General features: G+C 42.3%; 18 protein-coding genes. 3 read left to right on the top strand and 15 right to left on the bottom strand.

Annotation, left to right across the window (positions count from 1 at the left end):
- Positions 1-8: 8 nt before the first annotated feature.
- The 5 genes from hfq to U1P77_RS03920 form a co-directional block, all read right to left on the bottom strand.
- Positions 9-560, bottom strand: coding sequence for an RNA chaperone Hfq (gene hfq / locus U1P77_RS03940; RefSeq protein ID WP_321156085.1), 552 nt, complete (start codon positions 558-560; stop codon positions 9-11).
- Between the two features lie 457 nt (positions 561-1,017).
- Positions 1,018-2,208 carry a tRNA (adenosine(37)-N6)-dimethylallyltransferase MiaA gene (miaA, locus tag U1P77_RS03935; protein WP_321156084.1) on the bottom strand — a complete coding sequence of 397 codons (1,191 nt, stop codon included), beginning with the start codon at positions 2,206-2,208 and terminating at the stop codon, positions 1,018-1,020.
- 193 nt (positions 2,209-2,401) lie between these two features.
- The gene (gene mutL / locus U1P77_RS03930; RefSeq protein ID WP_321156083.1) at positions 2,402-4,231 is read right to left on the bottom strand and encodes a DNA mismatch repair endonuclease MutL; all 1,830 of its coding nucleotides are present in this window, start codon (positions 4,229-4,231) and stop codon (positions 2,402-2,404) included.
- A gap of 125 nt (positions 4,232-4,356) precedes the next feature.
- A complete protein-coding gene (gene tsaE / locus U1P77_RS03925; RefSeq protein WP_321156082.1) occupies positions 4,357-4,872 on the bottom strand; it encodes a tRNA (adenosine(37)-N6)-threonylcarbamoyltransferase complex ATPase subunit type 1 TsaE in 516 nt (171 codons plus the stop codon).
- Complete coding sequence (locus U1P77_RS03920; RefSeq protein WP_201556353.1) at positions 4,872-5,486, bottom strand: 6-pyruvoyl trahydropterin synthase family protein; 615 nt, start codon at positions 5,484-5,486, stop codon at positions 4,872-4,874. Before U1P77_RS03920 ends, tsaE begins: the two co-directional genes overlap by 1 nt.
- 363 nt (positions 5,487-5,849) lie before the next feature.
- On the opposite strand from U1P77_RS03920, the gene U1P77_RS03915 reads away from it, so the two are divergent.
- Positions 5,850-5,972: a hypothetical protein gene (locus U1P77_RS03915; protein WP_265089439.1), complete on the top strand. Its 123-nt coding sequence runs from the start codon at positions 5,850-5,852 to the stop codon at positions 5,970-5,972.
- A 240-nt stretch (positions 5,973-6,212) separates the two neighbouring features.
- Here the strand turns inward: U1P77_RS03915 and U1P77_RS03910 are convergent, their stop codons facing one another.
- The 5 genes from U1P77_RS03910 to U1P77_RS03890 form a co-directional block, all read right to left on the bottom strand.
- A complete protein-coding gene (locus tag U1P77_RS03910) occupies positions 6,213-6,545 on the bottom strand; it encodes a YnfA family protein (protein WP_321156081.1) in 333 nt (110 codons plus the stop codon).
- 12 nt (positions 6,546-6,557) lie between these two features.
- A complete protein-coding gene (locus U1P77_RS03905) occupies positions 6,558-7,400 on the bottom strand; it encodes a PhzF family protein (RefSeq protein ID WP_321156080.1) in 843 nt (280 codons plus the stop codon).
- A gap of 370 nt (positions 7,401-7,770) precedes the next feature.
- Positions 7,771-7,932, bottom strand: coding sequence for a cupin domain-containing protein (locus tag U1P77_RS03900; RefSeq protein WP_321156079.1), 162 nt, complete (start codon positions 7,930-7,932; stop codon positions 7,771-7,773).
- 41 nt (positions 7,933-7,973) lie between these two features.
- A complete protein-coding gene (locus U1P77_RS03895; protein WP_321156078.1) occupies positions 7,974-8,135 on the bottom strand; it encodes a cupin domain-containing protein in 162 nt (53 codons plus the stop codon).
- 281 nt (positions 8,136-8,416) lie between these two features.
- Positions 8,417-10,096 (bottom strand): GMC family oxidoreductase, encoded by a 1,680-nt coding sequence (locus U1P77_RS03890; RefSeq protein WP_321156077.1) that lies wholly within the window; start codon positions 10,094-10,096, stop codon positions 8,417-8,419.
- A 272-nt stretch (positions 10,097-10,368) separates the two neighbouring features.
- Between U1P77_RS03890 and U1P77_RS03885 the strand changes: the two genes are divergently transcribed.
- The gene (locus U1P77_RS03885; RefSeq protein WP_321156076.1) at positions 10,369-10,974 is read left to right on the top strand and encodes a DJ-1/PfpI family protein; all 606 of its coding nucleotides are present in this window, start codon (positions 10,369-10,371) and stop codon (positions 10,972-10,974) included.
- A gap of 432 nt (positions 10,975-11,406) precedes the next feature.
- Here the strand turns inward: U1P77_RS03885 and U1P77_RS03880 are convergent, their stop codons facing one another.
- Together U1P77_RS03880 and U1P77_RS03875 are read right to left on the bottom strand one after the other, a co-directional pair.
- Entirely contained in the window at positions 11,407-12,690 is a 1,284-nt protein-coding gene (locus U1P77_RS03880) for a saccharopine dehydrogenase family protein (protein ID WP_321156075.1), read from the bottom strand.
- A gap of 255 nt (positions 12,691-12,945) precedes the next feature.
- Positions 12,946-14,214 carry a carboxynorspermidine decarboxylase gene (locus U1P77_RS03875; RefSeq protein WP_321156074.1) on the bottom strand — a complete coding sequence of 423 codons (1,269 nt, stop codon included), beginning with the start codon at positions 14,212-14,214 and terminating at the stop codon, positions 12,946-12,948.
- A 167-nt stretch (positions 14,215-14,381) separates the two neighbouring features.
- On the opposite strand from U1P77_RS03875, the gene U1P77_RS03870 reads away from it, so the two are divergent.
- Positions 14,382-15,059, top strand: coding sequence for a DUF924 family protein (locus U1P77_RS03870; RefSeq protein ID WP_321156073.1), 678 nt, complete (start codon positions 14,382-14,384; stop codon positions 15,057-15,059).
- Positions 15,060-15,089: 30 nt separating this feature from the next.
- Here the strand turns inward: U1P77_RS03870 and U1P77_RS03865 are convergent, their stop codons facing one another.
- From U1P77_RS03865 to lpxB, 3 genes are all read right to left on the bottom strand, one after another.
- Positions 15,090-15,674: a hypothetical protein gene (locus U1P77_RS03865; protein ID WP_321156072.1), complete on the bottom strand. Its 585-nt coding sequence runs from the start codon at positions 15,672-15,674 to the stop codon at positions 15,090-15,092.
- Positions 15,675-15,859: 185 nt separating this feature from the next.
- Positions 15,860-16,735: a ribonuclease HII gene (locus U1P77_RS03860; protein ID WP_321156071.1), complete on the bottom strand. Its 876-nt coding sequence runs from the start codon at positions 16,733-16,735 to the stop codon at positions 15,860-15,862.
- A 30-nt stretch (positions 16,736-16,765) separates the two neighbouring features.
- Positions 16,766-18,067 (bottom strand): lipid-A-disaccharide synthase, encoded by a 1,302-nt coding sequence (lpxB, locus tag U1P77_RS03855; protein ID WP_321156070.1) that lies wholly within the window; start codon positions 18,065-18,067, stop codon positions 16,766-16,768.
- Between the last annotated feature and the right edge of the window lie 300 nt (positions 18,068-18,367).

Genomic DNA, 18,367 nt, shown 5'->3' with positions numbered 1-18,367 from the left:
CTCATTATTTAGCTATCGTTAGACTCATCTTTAGGTTTATCTTCAGTGCTGGTATCGTCTGTTGGGGCATCAAAGCCACGATCTTGACCAAAACCGCCGCGCTCAAAGCCACGATCTTGGTTTTGACCAAAGCTACCGCCTTCAAAGCCACGATCCTGACCCTGGCTAAAACCTCCACGATTAAAGCCACTGCGATTAGATGCAAAGCCACGCTCTTCGAAGCCGCCACTAGCGCTATCAGCATTACCGGTACCACGCTCAAAACCGCCGCTCATACCACCACCTTGATACCCGGCTGCACTTGTACTTTGGGCTGGCGTGCTGCTGCCTGTTGCTGTCGTTGTGCTGCTACCACGAGGGTTGCGCGCTGGCACAACGGTTGATATGGCATGTTTATATACCATTTGGCTGACCGTGTTTTTGAGTAGTACCACGTATTGGTCAAATGATTCAATTTGACCTTGTAATTTAATACCATTAACTAAAAAAATAGACACAGGAATGCGATCTTTTCGCAGCGAATTCAAGAACGGATCTTGTAGGGTTTGTCCTTTTGACATGAAATCTCTCCTAAATTATATGTATAATTATTTGAATAATCGTTATTTTAAGTGCTGGTTTAATTATAATGGTTGGTGGCAGATACAATAGTAAGTTTTATTAATGGAACGTATCTAAATAAGCACTAAATCTTCTTAAGTAAATCTACTTTATCGTGAATACCCTGTTATTGTAAATAATTAAGTAACCACTTGTTTCTATAATAGTTTTTATTAACAATCATCAATCTACGCTAATTGATAATGGCAGCAATTGATCCGGATAAACTAGCATTTTAACGATTTTAAATTATAACAGCTATATGACTTGCACTTTGAAATTTATTGTCATTCATTTTTCTTATCTGTTCATAAAAGCATTTGTCGCTGATATTTTTTGCCCTTTAAAATCTTCAACTACAAACAGTGGTTAACATAAATAGTTATTAGCGTAGACAGTCGTTAGTGTAAACAATTATTAAAACAAGTAGTCTCTTGCCTGCGTCATCGTGGTAAAGGACTGTAACATTATCTTGTTGTTCATATTACTATTTACAGTGTTATTTACATCGTCAAATGTCTCAGATAATATCGATGATTCTGACAGTAGACTAGGTAATTGGATCAATTTTCGTAACCAAGTGTACTGACGTTTTGCCAGCTGTCTTGTAGCATATAATGCCTTATTCTGCATTTGATGACAAGCAAGCGCCTCAGTCTGACTGTTGGGCGTCAGTGGGTGTACAGTTTGTTTTGGCGTATTATTTTGCTGGCCTTGCCTAGCATTTGTTTCATCAAATTGCTCAAAGGCGGCATAAAACAACGCCTTATTCAAATGCGGCTGCTCAAATATCGGATGATCGGTATGCACAAGATATTCTAATACCTGACGGTAACCAACGCAGCGCATTGAGGGCATATTTGGCGTGAGTGGATAACGCTCAAGTAGACCAATAACCTCAGCGACCAGCTCCTCTTGCCACATTATATCAAGCCGTTGCGCAATACGGTCGTGTAGCCATGCACGGTCTGGCATTACTGTTAGCGCATGCCACTGCTGTTTAGGATTATGAGCCAATGCTCGTTTGGGCTTACGCTGCCAGTCACTAATTGGTATCTCCGTTTGCAGGTACACTTCAACAGCTCGAGTGATACGCTGAGTATCATTAGGTTTTAGCCGCTGATGCGTGATGGTATCAACCTTACTCAGATAATCATAAAGGACGCTGATACCTTCAGCCTGTCGCCATTGTTCGACCTGTGCACGCACGCTATCGTCACTATCAGGTACAGGCGATAATCCATCAAGTAGCGCCATGTAATACATCATAGTACCGCCCACCAGTAGCGGGATTTTACCGTTTTGATGGCAGTCATCGATAAGACCAGCAACATCAGTGACAAACTCGGCCACACTATAGCTCTGCATGGGATCAATGATATTCACTAAATGATGTGGATAACGTTGCAGCTCAGCAGACGTTGGTTTGGCTGTACCGATATTCATATCTCGGTATATCAGCGCCGAATCTACCGAGATGAGCTCATAGCGCCCTGTGTCATACAATTCATAAGCAAGGGCGGTCTTGCCACTAGCGGTTGGTGCCATCAAACACACCACACTATTATCAGCCAAAGTATGAGATAAGCTATCAGATAGTGGTTGCATACACTGGCCTTTTTATAATCGTACTGGTAGTTGTAGTTAATCCAATTTAAAAAAGACACAGTGCTACTGGAATGAATTTTTTGCAGCCTCTGTCACGCTTGCGAACAGCACGCCAGAAAAATTTATACCAGTAGCACGTTGCTACAAAAGTATCCCTCTTATTTTGAATCGACTATATAATAAGGGTGATAATTTACGATAACGCAGATGATAGCATGACTTTGAGTAGCTGCTCGGTATTGATAATAGAATGAGCATTATTACTCAGCGCTTGTTCAAGGGTGACTTTAAATCCTGCTAATTGTTGAACCGATATTTGCGCGGTATAGCTATTTATTTTCTGATTAATCATAGCAGCGCTAACTGGCTTATCCTTTTGCTTAGATAGCTTTTGTTTAGAAAATGGCTCTTCATCTAAAACAGGTGCATATGGTTTAGCCTCAGACGCCTCTAGCCAACTTTCTTGCCAATTCTGTTCATTAATAAGTAAACATTGACCTTGGCTATAAAACAACAGCCATGGCAAGGGTGATAGGTTATCGCTCTCGATTATAGAAGCTGAAGTAGTTTGATGGCTCTTCGATAAATCACTGATAACATCCAAACAATACGGTAAAGGAAGATCAACAGATGTTACTGTAGCCGTATCAGTGATGATGCTGTTATTGGTATTGATAGTAACCTTTGGTGATGCGTTGGCGGCTTCTACTCGCTGGCCTGACGATATATTATTAGTACTAAAATCTGACAGTTTTATCGATCTTTTTTTGGTTGATTGATTGGTATCTGATAGCTGATATTGAGACTGTGGCGCGTGCACTTGCTGGCGTGAATCTTCATTTTTAAATAAATAATTTTCATCTGACCCTTGCTTTGAAGAGGTTGCGCGGGTTAACGATTTCGGGATATTAATACTTTTAAGTTTAAGACCAATAAAATGACTCAAATGTGCCATGATGTTATTTAATGGGCTGATTTTGATACGCTGCTTAGTCGGATGCACATTAACGTTAAGCCAATGGTTGGGTAGCTCAAAATACAGCGCATACCCAATACCATCAAGCTGGGCACTACTTGCAAGCTGGCGTAGTTGGTTGCTAATAAGCGCTTCCTTAACCAAACGTCCATTCACATACAGCAGTTTTGGCGACGATGGTTGCGAGGTTTGATTGGTCTGATTAGTAATCACAGGCCATAACCAACCGCTGATAGTGGCTTGTTTGTCAGAATAGCCAGCTGAAGCATTTGAGTCGTGTGATAGGCTAGATAAATCTACCATTACTTCCAGCGCATTATCAGTTAATGATAGCCCCAGTGCTTGCTCAAGACGCGATAACGGTAGATAGCTGTCGTTACTGTCGACTGCGTTGCCAACTGGACTGCCAATCGAAGTTGCCGATAACGTTAAACGTTTTTTTTGATCATGATAAAGGCTTAGTGTCACATCCGCGCGCGCCAATGCCACCTCACGAACGATGGTTTCAATATGAGTAAACTCAGTACCAATAGATTTCAGGTTACCGCGCCGCGCCGGTACGTTAAAGTATAAATCCTTTACTGTAATCGTTGTACCTTGAGTATGCACAACAGGCGTCAGTGTTGGCGTATCAGCCAACACGCCAGCCACTTGTAGCTGACGGCCAATGCCACTGTCATCATGACTACTGGTCAGCGTCAAACGCGCAACCGCTGCCGTTGCCGCAAGCGCCTCACCACGAAATCCCAATGTGCTGATACCATGCAAGTTAGCAATATCAGCGACTTTGCTGGTCGCATGACGAGTAATCGCCATCACCATGTCATCAGGATGAATGCCAACGCCGTTATCCACAACCTCAATCATGCCCATGCCGCCTTGAGTAATCCGCACTTCAATACTGGTCGCACCGGCATCAATCGCATTTTCCAAAAGCTCTTTGACTACAGCTGACGGACGTGTCACTACTTCACCGGCTGCCAATTGATTGATCAACAGCGGTGATAGTTTTGTGATACGGGTATTAGAATTATTATTATCTGGCATTATGGAAGTCATATATTTTTTGGGCATTGCGCTATATTTTGAAGCACTAGTTTTTAGCTACCAATAATTTTGAATACTAATAACTCTAAAAAACAATGTATCAGAAACTAGGTTTTGACAATAGACTAAATCTTCAAGGTTGATAAATCCAAACCCTGTGCCTGCCCTACTTTTGACAAACGTAGCTCGACTTGACGCGTTTCGTTAGCGGCTTGAACCATATCAATAAACAAGGTTGGTGGCGGCAGATAGCTATCAGCTCGGCTAGGCCATTCGATAATGATCAGTGCATTCGGCTCATCCAAATACTCATCAAAACCAATAAATGACAGCTCTTCCGGATCTTGTAGGCGGTATAAGTCGGCATGATAGATGGGCTTAATCGTCCCATTACTTTGCTGAATATGATAAGGCTCTACCAAAGTATAGGTTGGGCTTTTTACCGCGCCCGTGTGACCCAAAGCTTGTAGCCAGTAGCGGGTTAGAGTTGTTTTACCCGCACCCAAATCACCAGCCAACCATACACTACCTGATAACAGTAAATTGGCTAACTGCTCTGCTAAACGCTGAGTATCGCTTTCTGAATGCAATATTAAAATTTGCGACTGTTTATTGATATTAGCTTCATCGGTTTTAGACATTAGGCTGTACCTACATCATTTGTAGAAACTTGCATAGTCACCGATGGATTAACAAAACGCTCACCGCGAATCAGTTTGGCATACAGCTCTGGATCATGCCATTCACTACTGACTTGCGAGCTAAATTCAAAGGCATCAAGCTCTAGTTTACCCATTTGATCATTAGCCACATCATCGGCAAAGCACTGCGCGTAACCGGTTGCCGTTTCGTGAGCAATCACCGAATATACAGCGACATCAGCTTCACCATTTTGCATTTGGGTTTGCTGTAATATTTGCTGCGCCCAGAAAAATATCACTCGAGAAAATTGCTCAGCGGATGGAGATACTGGCAAACTAATCCAGCGCGCACTGAACTTTTTGCAAGCAGCGACATATTCAGGATCGTCTTGATTCCAAAAACAAATCGCGTGATCAAAGCTATCAATAATGTCTTTAATCGAGGACTTTAATAAGCCAAAATCATAGACCATCTGTCCGTGGTCTAAACGGGTTGCTTCAAGAATCAGCTCAATCTGATAGCTGTGACCATGAATGGAGTGCTTGCAGCGCTCAGAGCTGCAGTTGCGGACGATATGAGCATTTTCAAATTTAAAAAGTTTACGGATACGCATAATAATAAATCAACCAAAATAGTGAGCATTATCGTGTAGTGAGCATGATCTTGCTAAATAGCAATTAATAGTAAGAACAATAATTTTTTGCCGAACCTAATAGTCGGCTCATTGCCTATTATAGCAAACTACCATGTATCCGTAAGTAAGCGCTTATCAACGCTGTCGTCTATTTAACGGGCAGTAGCTAGCTATTAATCAGCCTTAAGGCTATACTGATTTTGCTAAATATTAACGATGCGGCACAGCAACTGCGTATCATAGTAATAAACAGCACTTATAATAAAATACCATAGAAAAGCCCTTAGGTTGGCTCAAACCGACTTTAAAGGTTTCATAGGTTACCTCAGAAGGAATGTGATCATGAGTAAAGGTCAAGACAGTAAGAAGAACGTAAAAAAGAAGCCCCTTTTAACCGCAAAAGAAAAGAAAGCGGCTAAAAAATCAAAGAAAGATGATAACACTAGTATATTAGGACAACATTAAGTAAGACTGGCCACCCAAATACGACTGAATACAGTTGACTAAGGTGGCCATTACCTACCTCGTTATATTAGATCTCTCCGCACGTTCCGTTATCTTATAATAAGCTTCATCATCTATTACAACATCACAATCTCACCGTTTATTTTCAGTATCAAAATCCTAAACACGCTAATCGTACCCAACGCTTTGATTGGTAGGCTTTTATCATCAATATTTTATTAGCTATTTTTGACAGTAAAGCTATGTACCACGCGGCGCAAACATAATAATAGCCATACCTAAAAGCGCCACCGCAGATCCCACTATATCCCATACGGTTGGCCGAATGCCATTAACAGTCCACAACCACAGAATTGCCATAGCGACATAAACCCCACCATAGGCGGCATAAACTCTACCCACAGCGGTTGGATGCAGTGTCAGTAGCCATACAAAAGCCACCAAACTAAGCACGCCTGGAACCAAAAGCCAGATTGTTTTACCTTCTCGCAGCCAAAGATAAGGTAAGTAGCAGCCGACAATTTCCGCTAGCGCAGTGAGAATAAAAAGGCCAACTGTCTTTAACTCAGGCAAAGCAACTTACTCCTAAACAGTAATAAACCCAGTGAGGTACTGTATTGCGTTACCAGAAATCAGCACTCTATCACCTGCAACGACACAGTTAAGTACCCCGCCTCGACTTGAAGCTTGATACGCTACCAATTCACTTTTACCCAAACGCTCTGCCCAAAGTGGCGCCAAACCCGTATGGATTGAGCCCGTCACTGGATCTTCATCGCCGCCATTTGCTGGCCAAAAGTACCTTGAGATAAAATCGTAACCATCATATTCACCTAACTCAGACTGGCAAGTAACCACCACATCTAACGGCGCAAGCTGCTTAAGCATCTCATTATTACGCACCACAGATAAAACGTCAGATGCAGAATGATAGACAACAAAGTAAGCCTGAGAATTACGGTAGACCTCAACAGGAGCAATGGACAAACCCGCTAATAAACTGTCAGGAATATCTTCAATTTTCTCGGGCTTAGTATTGGGAAAATCCATTTGTATTTTGCCATCGTCCATTTGCACAACTGACAATATCCCAACGGCTTTCGCTAAAAATTTAATCGTTGCTAAATTTGGGTTCTTTTTAAACAAAACAAAGGCAGAGGCTAAGGTTGCATGACCACAAAAATCAATCTCAGTAAGTGGCGAGAACCAGCGAATATGATAAGTAGCTATTTTATCTGACTGGTCCTTGTTATCTAACGAATCTGACTTATTCGCTACTAAAAAGGCGGTCTCAGATAGGTTGTTTTCCATAGCAATCGACTGCATTAAATCATTGCTTAACCAGCTATCTGTGATGATAACGGCTGCTGAATTGCCTTTAAAAACGATATCCGTGAAAGCGTCAATAACGTTAATTTCGAGTTGCATTTTCTATCCTTTAATAAATTCTATCATTTAATCATACGGTTGGATTGGTGTGCCTAGTTCATTGATTAATCCTAACTGAGCGAAACTTTTAGCCTACACCTTAATTTCTAATCATGTTCTATTTAATTACACATACTTTCTGCGCTTTATCTGACGTATTAGAAATCACTTTTTTACTTGATATAAACTAATTACACTCAGGACAATAATAAAAACTAACCCTACAAAAAATAGCACTGGCTTGGTTCTTGCTGCAAATTCGCCAAATTTCGGACCGTTAACTCTAGAATAAGCGATACCCGTCTAGAGTATTAAAGAGATGACAACTTGATAGCTCTTTCCTTAAACCCTATAACTTTGGCTTACTGAATCAAATCCAAACATCATTTTCCGCTGTCTTGTCACCTACCTGGTTACCAGTATTCACCACACCTTTTGGTTCGATAATTAGAATCTTAGCTTCACTCTCGGCAAATGGTTTGTGCTCGATACCTTTTTTAACCACATACATCTCGCCTTCATCAAGACTCACATGACCATCCCTAAAATCAATCCTAAGACTGCCTTCGAGTACTATAAAACTTCATCGGTCGCTTTATGCTCGTGCCAAACAAATTCGCCTTGCACTTTGACCACTTTAAACTGATAGTCATTCATTTCTGCAATAACCTTAGGCGACCACTGCTCATTGAACAAGCCAAACTTAGCCTTTATATTTATCGCGTCATAACTCATCTTAACACCCCCTCCTTAATGTAAATATAGACTGTCTCTCGACTTATTAGTATATCAAACGGTCTGTTTAGTTTTACGAATGTCAGAACTTTGACATTAAAGTCAGCTGTAATTTAGGGCTATCAAAAGTGACTGGCTTATATCTCACTAGCCTATATAAAGTGAGACGGTACTAAACATAAAAAACTGAATTAAAAAGGCTCTCCAGTTCTGTATAGAGATACTGGAAAGCTTTTTCTAAATCTAAATCTTGAAAATTAAGCCATTCTCATAAAAAGACATTATGCAAAAGCAGCTTCTTCAACCTTGATCGAGTTAGCGTGTTCATCCTTCGTCGGGCGAGCAATAGCCGCATACTCAGCCTTAATCTGGTCAGCCATCTTTTCGGCAATAGCGATGGTTGGGCCATTGGTATTGGCACTGATTAGCGTGGGCATAATCGAAGCATCGATTACGCGCAAACCTTCAATTCCTCTGACCTTAAGATCGACATCCACAACTGACAGATCATCTGAACCCATACGGCACGTCCCTACCGGATGATAGATAGTATCCGATTTGTTCCGTATATAGCCTAACAAACCGTCCTTTTCAATATAAGGCGCCGCGTAGTCTTCGGTGATGTATTTTGCCATCGGTGCCTCCGTCATAATCGCACGGGTGCGTTCGGCACCTGCCATCATATAGTCGACATCTTTTGGATGAGACAAATAGTTAGGATCTATTAGTGGTGCCGCACTGGGGTCTGTAGAGGCCAGTTTGACTGTACCCCGACTTTCAGGTCGCAAGTAACAGCTATGGATAGAAACTGCATAGCCCCACTTCAGTGAACGTCCGTGATCAATCACTCGAGAAATAACAAAATGTAGCTGGGTATCTGGCCAACCCTCTGGTGTCTCATTCTTAGCATTAAAAAAAGCACCTGACTCAGCAAAGTTGGTTGACAACAGCCCAGTACCGTCTTTCCTCCAATGACTCGAGGCCTTTAACAATTTACCCACTGCACCAAAGCCAAGTCCAAACACATCCTTAGTATTCACCTCATAATCAAAGACCACATCGAGATGATCTTGCAAGTTTTCACCGACATTGGGCGAGTCATAGACCACCTCAATGCCGTGTTCTTGCAAATGATCTTTAGGGCCAATACCTGATAGCATCAATATCTTTGGTGAGCCAAACGTTCCTGCACACAAGATAACTTCTGAACGGGCTTTGATGGTGTATTCTTCGCCGCTCTTATGATAGACCATGCCTGTTGCCCGCTGATCTTCTATTAGGACATGTGATGCCATTGCGCCCGTAACAATAGTAAGATTCGGGCGATCCTCAAAGGGGTGCAGATAGGCGGCAGCCGCTGAACATCGCTGCCCTTGCTTGTCCCCATGAAAGTGGCTGACTTGATACAGACCGGCACCGTCTTGCTTGGCCCCATTAAAGTCAGTATTGTGGTCAATTCCATTGGCGACGCACGCATCAACAAAGGCACTAGAGATAGGACGAGGACTGAGTAGTTCAGTGACATGCAGAGGTCCGCTATCGCCATGGTGCTCATCTGCGCCGTGAACGTTGTTTTCTGATTTTTTGAAATAAGGGAGTAACTGATCATACCCCCAACCGTCACAACCCAAATCAGCCCAGCGGTCATAATCTTTGTGACTACCTCGGGTGTAGATCATCGCATTAATAGCCGACGATCCACCCAGACATTGCCCACGGGGCTGATAGCCAAGACGATTATTGAGGTGAGTTTGCGGTACCGTACTAAAGCACCAGTTATTTATTTTAACCGGCTTGTCACGCATCATCATAATAACGGCTGCAGGAACGCGCACTGCAAGGTCTTTGCCGTCACTGCCAAATTCTAATAGACAGACATTGATACTGGGATCTTCTGACAAGCGGCCTGCCAGTACACATCCTGCTGATCCGCCGCCAACGATAATGTAATCAAATTCCATAAATAAAGCGCTCCTTGCTTATAGATAGTATCAGTTCAATGACACGCTACTATCCTCCTTGATAGTGATATTCTTGATAGTGATATTCTTGATAGTGATATTCTTGGTAGTAATGGCTTAGCTGAATTAACTCAGCTCTTAGTTAACTATAGCAGACATTATCAACTATATTTGCTTAATTAAAAAAATATAATAGACCTTGTCTTTTCAAGTAAGGTAGAGGTCGCTGCCCATACATCAATAACTCTTTATTCATCTACTTAGGACCTACTATGAAATCAAAACGTACCGTTGGTATTCTATTATTCAATGAAGTAGAAGTGCTTGATTTTGCAGGGCCATTCGAGGTGTTTTCACTAGTGGAGAATGCTGAGTCAGGGAATAAAATTTTTAAGGTCGTTACTATTGCTCAATATCAAACACCCATAAGCGCTAGAAACGGACTAAAAGTAATTCCCGATTATACTTTTGACACTCATCCAACTTTAGATGTACTGATCATACCTGGCGGCTATGGAGCTGAAACCATAGAAATAAAGAATCTCGTTGTTATTAACTGGATAGCTGCCCAATCAAACAACGTTGAGCTTACGCTTTCAGTGTGTACAGGAGCTTTCCTGTTAGCTGAAGCTGGATTGCTTTCAGGGAAAAAGGCGACAACGCATTGGATGGACTTAGATCATTTAAATACGGCCTATCCTGATATTAAAGTCATCGCTAACAAACGCTATGTAGATGCAAGTGATGAAAAATCTAGTTTGGTGACTTCAGGAGGTATTAGTTCGGGTATTCATGCTAGTTTATACTGCGTAGAAAAGTTAGTTGATGCCCAGACAGCTTACGCTACTGCTAATCGAATGGAGTTTGATTGGGACTAAAAGTTAGAGTTTATAGCGTGGGTACAGTCATAGCGCAACCCACCATTATATGTGAAAAAGTTATATGTGAAAGAGTTTGAAACATGAAAAGTAATACGACGTTACTGCTAGCACCAATATAAAAACTGCAAACCGTGTCACTGCCCGCCTAGCTAAGTAGATGACAGCGAATAGCGGGATTGGCTCCCCTATCCTATTTTAAAAACTTATACCTTAAAACGCGACTCTCAACTTAATAGGGGCTATCGTAGGCTGGCGCTTTTAGCCCAGTCAATCGTAACAATTTGCCAAAAACGCTGGGCTAAAGCCACAGCCTACGCCAAAAATTATGATAGTTGAGAGTGGGGTACCTTAAAGAAAATTTATAAAAAAGCCCATCTAGCATTAATAGTAAAATGCTAGATGGGCTTTTTTAATACGAAATACAGCTAATTAAATATCAAACGCCAGCGCCCTATCACCATCCGCATCTTGAATACGAGTTGGCAAACCAATCTCATTGAGCAGATTAATAAACGGCTTGGCATCAAGCTCTTCAACGTTGACCATTTTGCCAGCATCCCACTCGCCAGTAGCGACAAGTATGGCAGCGGCAACCGGTGGCAAGCCAGCAGTATAAGAGATGCCTTGACTGCCCATGGCTTCATAAGCGTCTTTATGATCTGAGACATTATAAATAAATACTTCGGTATCAACGCCGTCTTTTTTGCCTTTGACTTTATCCCCAATACAAGTCTTACCCGTATAGTTTGGCGCTAGCGAGCTTGGATCAGGCAGTACGGCTTTGACGACTTTTAGCGGGATGACTTCTAAGCCTTCAGCAGTCGTGACTGGCTGCTCGGACAATAAGCCTAAGCTTTGAAGGACGGTAAAAACATTGATGTAATGCTCACCAAAGCCCATCCAAAAGCGGATATTCGGCACATCTAAATTGGCTGATAACGAATGAATCTCGTCATGACCGCTTAGATAGCTATTTTGCACGCCAACGACGGGGAAATCATCCGTACGCTTAACTTCAAACATCTTGTTAGATTGCCATTTACTATTCTGCCAAGAGTAAACTGTTCCGGTGAATTCACGGAAGTTAATCTCAGGGTCGAAGTTAGTCGCGAAGTATTTGCCGTGGTCGCCGGCATTAATGTCGATGATATCAATGTCAGTGACCGAGCCTGCATCCATCATGTCGTAGCCGATTCTGGCATAAGCATTGACCATGCCGGGATCGAATCCTGCGCCTAAGATGGCGGTGATATTATTATCCACACAGCGCTGTTTACGCTGCCATTCATAGTTGTCATACCATGGCGGGGTCTCACAAATCTTGCGCGGATCTTCATGAATAGCGGTATCAATATAAGCGACACCCGTCTCTATACAGGCCTCTAATACACTCATATTGATAAAAGGCGAACCGACATTAATCACGATTTGAATACCCGTATCTTGAATCAGCTGTGTAAGCGCTGGAATATCCATAGCATCAATTTGGTGTGTATGTAAGGTAGCGGACTGCTTAAAGCTATTTTTATCCTTTACACTTTGGGCGATAGCATCGCATTTGGCTTGCGTGCGTGAAGCGATATGAATCGCACCAAGTACGTCGTTATTCATCGCACATTTATGCGCGACCACTTGTGCGACGCCGCCAGCACCGATAATAAGTACGTCTTTTTTAGCTTGATTGGTATTCTTGGTATGTTGAGTTGATTTCAATACAACAATCCTCCTTTGTGTCCCTGTCATTGCCATTGTATTGGCTATTCAAAACAGAAACGAGTGAATGATATGCGTGAATTAAAAAGGAAGACCGAGGAAAACCCACGCACCCGATGGACAATGACTGCTGTTTTTGTCCGTGACGATTATAACAATTTTTGCTGCTCTTTCGGCAATAATTAGCGAATCAGTAAAGCCTTGCCATCTTCGCCAATCATAAAGCTGGCAACCTCTTGCAACCTTAGGACAACCTTAAGACAAGCTGGCCTTGTAATCTTGATAATCAAACTCACGCTGAACCTTAATACTGCCATCAAGACGGCGAATCACAATCGCGGGCATATTAACGCCGTTAAACCAATTCTTCTTAACCATCGTGTAGCCAGCAGCATTACCAAAGGAAATTTGATCGCCAATTTGCAAGAATCTCTGCGCAGAGTGTTGCAATGCATATTCACCAAAGATATCACCTGCCAAGCAAGAGCGACCACAGATAATTGTAGTATTAGTCGATTCAGTCTGCTCAGTTGTTGATATATTATTAGTGTGAGCACTATTATTATGGTCAATGTTAATAGGTGCGATACTAATTGGCTTACCGTTAATAGCCCCTATCGGTGCAGACTCGCGATAAATCAGTAAATCGAGCATGTGCGCTTCAATAGAAGAATCCACTACTGCTATATTTTTTTCATTATGCAAAACGTCTAAAACCGTCGTCACTAAAGTACCTGCGCCATGAATACTGGCTTCCCCTGGCTCTAGATAGACTTGCACGCCATAGGTTTTGCTAAAAGTTTTCAAAAGCTGTGCTAAGTGTTCAAGTGGATAATCAGGAGCGATAAAGTGAATACCGCCGCCTAAGCTGACCCAGTCCAGCTGCTGTAAAATATCGCCAAACTTGGCTTCGATATCAGCCAAGCTGTCACTAAAGGATTCAAAACTGTCATTTTCGCAGTTGTTATGAATCATAACTCCGCTGATGTCTTTCAGCACCGCTGCAATACTGGCTTTGTCATGCTCACCAAGACGGCTAAAAGGACGCGCAGGATCAGCAATGATAAATGATGAATTGCTAGTCTTAGGATTAAGCCGTAAGCCTATTGGAATATCTTGCGCCTTCGCTTGGTTTTTAAAGGCGTTTAATTGCGAAATAGAATTAAAAATAATCTTATCAGCATAGCTGAGCACTTCAGGGATTTCATCCTCGCTATAAGCCACGCTGTAGGCATGAGTTTCTTTTTTATCCTCACTGTCACTACCTGTGTCTTTGCCTTTGCTAAAAGTCTCATATCCTAGTCGTACTTCATTAAGGGACGATGAAGTCGTACCATGTAAATACGGTTGCATCACGTCAAACGTACCCCAGGTGGCAAAGCACTTTAGCGCTAATAAGGCTTTTGCACCTGATAGCTCACATAGACGAGCAATAATCTGCATATTAGCCACAATCGCGGCCTCATCAAGCAAATAGTAAGGGGTTGACACGTTTATCGGTTTTACAGTGGATGATGCATTCATAGCGAATAACCTAATAGCTTTTTATATTGATGAGAGGCATAACTGTCATAGCAGTGATGATAAAGACAAGTGAAAACTCACGAAGTATAGACAATAATTGGCGGCGTTATGACGCGACTAGATAATTGCGCTATAGTAGTACAAACTCTCCATAAATAGAATAGCTTATGTCTCTATCAACCGATTACTCTACCTCTCTAGAACAGTCTGATTTAAGCCAGCTTGATTCAACAAATCTTAACTTAGCGTACCTTCATTCTGATGCTCACGCTGTATTAGACTTTTGGTTCGATAAAGATAATGAGCCGTATTGGTTTTTAGAAGACGATAAGTTTGATCAGACAATCGCTAATAAGTTTGGCAAGATATGGCAGGCGGCATGTCAGGGCGAATGTGCGTCTTGGCGTCGTACCGAGGAGAAGTCAGCTTTTGATACAAATAGTGATAATTCAACTACTGATTTAGCCGGACGCTTAGCGGAGATTATTGTCTTAGACCAGTTTTCACGTAACCTCTGTCGTGGACAAGCATCCGCCTTTACGCAAGACAATATGGCTCTAGTACTGGCCCAAGAAGCCATTCATCAGCCTAGATTTAGCACTTTACCATGGCAGTGGCGCCAGTTTATGATTATGCCGATGATGCATTCCGAATCAGCAATGATTCATGCACGCTATTTTTCGCTGTTTGAACAATTAAACGATTTAAATACGTTAGACTTTGCTCATGGTCATCAAGCAATTATTGAGCAGTTTGGACGTTATCCTTATCGTAATGCGGCACTCAACCGAACTTCGACTGCCGCAGAACAGGAGTTTCTAAAGCAGCCGAATTCGTCTTTTTAAGCAGGGTGAGATTTGCTTGGTTGTGTTTGATCAATAATTCACACGACCTGTTTTAAACGTAAATTGTTTCGTTTTTAAGTTCGTACCGTCTACTAGGACATCGAAGCTGACTCTATATTCACTATTGCCATAGAGTCCGCAATTTCCACCTTTTTCAATACCAGTTTCACAACTTTTGAGTGCATCGGTAAGCGGTAGAATAAAGGCTTCGTTTTTTGGTAGCTCAGAGATTGTGCCTTTATGTGGGTCTTGGCGATAATCAAGCAAGTTCGTTGACACATCTACATTACGCTGAATATCGTGAAACTTAATATTGCTCACACTGATCGTTTTGGCTGCTGGCATTCTGATATAGATAGGCTGCCCGATAGGATCTGTTCTTAGGTCGCATCCTGTTCCTTCAACAGGGCTTGGTGATTCATTATATAGCGCAGTATTGGTGTCGGTCACATTCGCACAAGGATAAGTGAATAAACCATTGGTTGCATTATTTTTGCTGCTTTTGGTCGCGGCTGAAGCGTTAACAAAAACATAACCTTGGTTCTTATCTGCAGCCTTATGATGAGGCTTGTAAGCGACCATACCTGACCCTGTTTGGCTGAGATTAGGGGGCATAGGACAGACTATCATCCATTATACTTTCATACGGATAATAAAATTTTGGTTATCCATTTTCAATGATAAATCGCCTATAAACAATGGTACCTATTATATTAAGGTCAATATCACTTTTAAATTATGCTTAGGCTATCTATCTTAATCCGTGTTCTATTTACATTTTATTATTTATTTGGTGCACTTTATTTATTCTCTAGCGCTCTTCTGACTGGACCAAAGCTACGACGGTGCTCAGGTAAGACGCCGTAATCCTGTATAGCTTGCATATGAGCCTTTGTTGGATAGCCTTTATGCTTAGCAATACCATATTGTGGATGTTGGGAGTCCAGCTCATACATGGTCTGATCACGACTGACTTTTGCTAAGATACTGGCCGCCGCGATACTGGTATGGCGGGCATCCCCTTTTACCCAGGCTTGGCAGTCAATAGCTGACTTATCCATACCTAATGTAGCTAGCTTGGCATAATCCAGATCCGGACAGCGATTGCCATCAAATAATATCTGCGCTTGGACGCGATGAGTCGCCTTTGTCGTGTCGTTTATAACGGCAGTTTGACTGGCTATCACCTCTAATAACGCTTCTGTACATAAGCGCATGCCCAGCATAGTCGCTTGTAAGATATTCACCTGATCAATCACCGCCGCTGGAATATCAGCGACCACATATCCTATTGCGTGCTTCTGTACTAAAGGATAGAGGCTATCGCGCTTTTTTTCACTCAGCTGTTTAGAATCGGTCAAAATAGCGAGCGGTGTGTCTTGTAGCGGCTGTGCTTCAATCAGTCCTGACCAAGCACTGGGCAATATCGCTGCAGCTACGTTTACGCTGCCTAGCAAGGGTCCGCGCCCTGCCTCATCAACACCAACCTGTAGTGATAGAACGTCTAAACTTTGATCTGTATTTATTTGATGCTGAGATAGCAGCTTAGAGAGGTTTAGCTGACCGATCAAATGAACAGATGCGGCTAAATTGGTATATTGTCCTTTAATATCAAGGTGTTCAATAACACTATTAATGGGAATAATACGATTTTCTAGACAGGTCTCAATACTCATAACTTTATGATTTCTTGTTTATTAATTTGATTAACGACTATTCTGAGTAAACCATTGCTCAATCACGCTATTAGCAGGATCGTGGTTACTTTGCTGCTGTAGTGTTTGTTTGGTGCTGGCAAGGGTTTTTAATTGCTCTATATAAGCGCGCGGCTGCAACAGCTGCATAACCGTCCGGCAGATATTTTCGCCACTCGCCTGCTCTTGGATAAGCTCAGGGACAATCGCCTTACCCGCTAGAATATTAGGTAGCGCCACGTAGGGCACTTTTACCAAGCGTTTAGCGATTTGATAGGTCAGCTGATTTAGTTGATAAATAACTACCATCGGACGTTCAAGGAGCATGGCCTCAAGTGTGGCGGTGCCCGAGGCAAGCATAACCATATCTGATGCTGCCATCGCTTGTTGGCTAAAGGCAGACTGACTGTCATCATAGACCACGACAATAGCCGCTCGCAATTTTTCTGAGCGCTTATCGATCACATCTTGGACAATATATTGGTGATTTTGATCAACGGTTGGAATGATAAAGCATAGTTTAGGATCTAGTAATATCAGCTTTTGAATCCCATCGAGCATCAGTGGCAAGATAGCTGTGATTTCACCGCGCCGTGACCCCGGCATAAGACAAATGAGCTGGCTAACCTCATCGAAACGCTCAATAAAAAATTGCTGCAGACCATCGTTGTGCCAGACCAGCTCACTACGCAACTGATTGGTCGGCGTGTCTATTAATTGTTGATCGATAGTTCTTAGTAGCGGATGCCCAACACATATCGCCGGATGGTCATAACGCTCGTACACCGATAGCTCGAATGGAAATAGACACAGCACTAAGTTGGTCGCCTCCTTGATACCGTGTATGCGTGACTCGCGCCAAGCCCATATTGACGGGCTGACATACTGCACACAAAACACGCCTTGGGGTTTGAGCTTTTTGGCGACTCGTAGATTAAAATCGGGCGCATCAATACCGACAAACCAATCAATATGAGCGGTCTTAAAAGCTTTTAACAACTCACGGCGGGCTTTGAGCAAGTCAGGTAATTGCGCCAATACTTCAACTAATCCCATCACTGCTAAGCGTGATAATGGGAAAATGCTTTGTAGACCTTGTGCCTGCATTTTCGTACCGCCAACGCCTACCCAAACGATATCATCGCGCAAATTATTCATTTGCTGCATAAAGTCTGCACCCAAGCTATCGCCTGACACTTCACCTGCGACAATCCCAATCACTAGCGGCGCGACAGTTACCTGATGCAGGTCATCATGAGCATGGGTTTGGTAGGTTAAATCAGTAGGTTTGTGAGGGGTAGCAGAATCTGTCATGACAAGCTCTCAATAGTAACAAAGCATAATGGACAACATAAAATATAGCACAAGCAGTTTGTTGTTAGGCAATAACAGATATCACCCTAAGCATGACTGCTTATTTTAGCGTCATGCTGTTTATATCGCTATCATACGTGACGACGATACAAATAGCCAAATTGCAGGGTCATAGGGCAACCGATAACCGCTTAAAAAATCCCTCAATAGATAATGAGCAGTCAACAAATCAAGCAGAAAATAACAGACAAAAATTTGACCCAATGCCCCAATAACCAACAAACATAACGAAAATTTAAT

The organism is Psychrobacter sp. LV10R520-6 (assembly GCF_900182925.1).
Taxonomy (GTDB): Bacteria; Pseudomonadota; Gammaproteobacteria; order Pseudomonadales; family Moraxellaceae; genus Psychrobacter.
Note: the sequence above shows the minus strand (reverse complement) of the source record. Positions and strands in the feature narration are given on the sequence as shown.

What these genes read in the sequence shown, in the direction of transcription:
- U1P77_RS03915 (WP_265089439.1), top strand. Translation starts at nt 5,850, where the DNA reads ATGAGTAAAGGTCAAGACAGTAAGAAGAACGTAAAAAAGAAGCCCCTT.
- U1P77_RS03860 (WP_321156071.1), bottom strand. Translation starts at nt 16,735, where the DNA reads ATGAGTATTGAGACCTGTCTAGAAAATCGTATTATTCCCATTAATAGT.
- U1P77_RS03890 (WP_321156077.1), bottom strand. Translation starts at nt 10,096, where the DNA reads ATGGAATTTGATTACATTATCGTTGGCGGCGGATCAGCAGGATGTGTA.
- U1P77_RS03885 (WP_321156076.1), top strand. Translation starts at nt 10,369, where the DNA reads ATGAAATCAAAACGTACCGTTGGTATTCTATTATTCAATGAAGTAGAA.
- lpxB (WP_321156070.1), bottom strand. Translation starts at nt 18,067, where the DNA reads ATGACAGATTCTGCTACCCCTCACAAACCTACTGATTTAACCTACCAA.
- U1P77_RS03875 (WP_321156074.1), bottom strand. Translation starts at nt 14,214, where the DNA reads ATGAATGCATCATCCACTGTAAAACCGATAAACGTGTCAACCCCTTAC.
- U1P77_RS03870 (WP_321156073.1), top strand. Translation starts at nt 14,382, where the DNA reads ATGTCTCTATCAACCGATTACTCTACCTCTCTAGAACAGTCTGATTTA.
- tsaE (WP_321156082.1), bottom strand. Translation starts at nt 4,872, where the DNA reads ATGTCTAAAACCGATGAAGCTAATATCAATAAACAGTCGCAAATTTTA.
- hfq (WP_321156085.1), bottom strand. Translation starts at nt 560, where the DNA reads ATGTCAAAAGGACAAACCCTACAAGATCCGTTCTTGAATTCGCTGCGA.
- U1P77_RS03920 (WP_201556353.1), bottom strand. Translation starts at nt 5,486, where the DNA reads ATGCGTATCCGTAAACTTTTTAAATTTGAAAATGCTCATATCGTCCGC.
- U1P77_RS03905 (WP_321156080.1), bottom strand. Translation starts at nt 7,400, where the DNA reads ATGCAACTCGAAATTAACGTTATTGACGCTTTCACGGATATCGTTTTT.
- U1P77_RS03865 (WP_321156072.1), bottom strand. Translation starts at nt 15,674, where the DNA reads ATGCCCCCTAATCTCAGCCAAACAGGGTCAGGTATGGTCGCTTACAAG.
- miaA (WP_321156084.1), bottom strand. Translation starts at nt 2,208, where the DNA reads ATGCAACCACTATCTGATAGCTTATCTCATACTTTGGCTGATAATAGT.
- mutL (WP_321156083.1), bottom strand. Translation starts at nt 4,231, where the DNA reads ATGCCAGATAATAATAATTCTAATACCCGTATCACAAAACTATCACCG.
- U1P77_RS03895 (WP_321156078.1), bottom strand. Translation starts at nt 8,135, where the DNA reads ATGAGTTATGACGCGATAAATATAAAGGCTAAGTTTGGCTTGTTCAAT.